Below are 1,360 nucleotides of genomic sequence, written 5' to 3' on the forward strand. Positions count from 1 at the left end.
GACACCTCGAACTTGTTTATTTGTTTTTAGTATAAACTCTCTGTTCGGTGTGTCTATCATTTAGACTAGCATCAAAAGAGCATTATCGTCGCTTTCAAATTTTGCAAAATTTCATATTGGCTATCTCGTATAAGCGGAGAAATGAATTTGACAGAGCTGTTGAAAGAATGAGTGAAGCCTTTAGCTACTTATTTTTTAATGAACATCCTAATTATATTGCACTAGTTGAAATTGGATATAGTATGTTTATGTGGAAGAAATTGCAGATCTTTACGCTTCAATTTTTAGATAGCCTGGTACTAACAGACACATCGGTGGAAGAGCTGTTTGTAGTACTGAAAAAATTTCTGATGGAAGAGTCAAAAAAACTGTATGGTAAATCTATAGGAAAAAAACTAAATATGCTTAATTACAAATGGAAGAATCAAGTTAAAGCATCAAAGAGTACCATGTTATCCCATCTCATAGAGCAAGTAGAGCTGCAAGGGAACTTTTCTGAAAGTGAAGGATCTGTTTTAAACATTCATGATGCAAAAGGTCAAGAAGCGGAATGTGTATTGGTAATGGCTGAATACGAATCTCAGCTCATGGAGTGGCTTGAAAAAAATGAAGAAATAGAAGAAGCACGTGTAGGTTATGTGGCGTTTTCTAGAGCTAGAAAGTTGCTATGTGTGTGGGCTCCTTCCATTCAAGAAAGCAACTATATGCATTTACAACAACATGTTCAATTTGTAGATAAGACCTATGCTGCTGAAATGGAAAGTGTTTAAAGGATATAACTTGCTGTAAGTTATGGTAATGGAATATGAAGTTTGGATAATTATCAAGACGGTTCTGGTGCAAAAATAAAACAAAAGAGAATAAAGCATATATATTCCTAACGGAATCGTATCTTATGTTGCAAGTCCAAACAATTGATGGATGGACTCTTTTTGGTTTTGGACAGACTGGTTCCGTAAAGCAATTTGTTCTTTTTTAATCATATGCATGGCTTCTACTCCAGAAAGAATGGATGTAACTGTGTCGAAAAATCATAACTTTATTTCAAATCAATATTTAACCCGAAAAACAAAAAGAACTTGTAGGAATTCTACAAGTTCTTTTTAGTTTAAGGTGAATATACGGGACAAACAAACTATCTTACAGATTCATCATAAAAACTACAGGGATAATGCTTTGATAAGTATATTATATAACAAATATTAATATGTAGAGACTTTGTTTTTGAATGTTGTGTGAATTTAGAAAAAAGGAGACAAAAACCCTTTTTCTCTTCCTGAAAATCCCGCTCTTTTATATTATATAAAACATTTTAAATCAATATTTATTTCATAATAAATTGGTGAAATTATAGATATAG

The 1,360-nt window shown here is 32.2% G+C and carries 1 protein-coding gene and 1 pseudogene; one reads left to right on the forward strand and one right to left on the reverse strand.

The genetic code is table 11. The annotated features are described in order from the left end of the window. Positions 1-167: 167 nt before the first annotated feature. Entirely contained in the window at positions 168-770 is a 603-nt protein-coding gene (locus JDS99_RS30625) for a 3'-5' exonuclease (RefSeq protein WP_242475819.1), read from the forward strand. Positions 771-893: 123 nt separating this feature from the next. Here the strand turns inward: JDS99_RS30625 and JDS99_RS30630 are convergent. Continuing rightward, positions 894-1,028, reverse strand: a pseudogene (locus JDS99_RS30630) (IS6 family transposase); the annotation flags it as partial. Positions 1,029-1,360: the final 332 nt, after the last annotated feature.

This window comes from Bacillus cereus group sp. N6, assembly GCF_016483705.1.
Lineage (GTDB): Bacteria > Bacillota > Bacilli > Bacillales > Bacillaceae_G > Bacillus_A > Bacillus_A wiedmannii.